The 255-nt window shown below is 42.7% G+C and carries 1 protein-coding gene; it reads left to right on the top strand.

Annotation, left to right across the window (positions count from 1 at the left end):
* Nucleotides 1-255 (top strand): hypothetical protein (locus tag ACHRV5_RS22485; protein ID WP_395428346.1); only part of this gene is annotated, 255 nt, incomplete at both ends.

Raw genomic sequence — 255 nt, 5'->3', positions numbered from 1 at the left:
CTTGGGTTGCAAAAGATGATTGCGGAAACGTTACGGATGCCTTTATTCAAGTAATTACTATTGAAGATACCACTGCCCCAACTTGGACAACTGAGGCCGGAACATTAAACGTTACTGTTCAATGTAGCGATGCAACTGCTTTAAATGCTGCTCAAACACAATTCCCTATTGCAGCTGACGCTTGTGATACTGATGTTTCGAATATCGTAAAAACAAGCGGTGCTTTTGTAGCTTCTGAAGGTTGCGCTAACGCTG

This window comes from Flavobacterium sp. FlaQc-52, assembly GCF_044007495.1.
GTDB lineage: Bacteria > Bacteroidota > Bacteroidia > Flavobacteriales > Flavobacteriaceae > Flavobacterium > Flavobacterium cupriresistens.
Note: the sequence above shows the minus strand (reverse complement) of the source record. Positions and strands in the feature narration are given on the sequence as shown.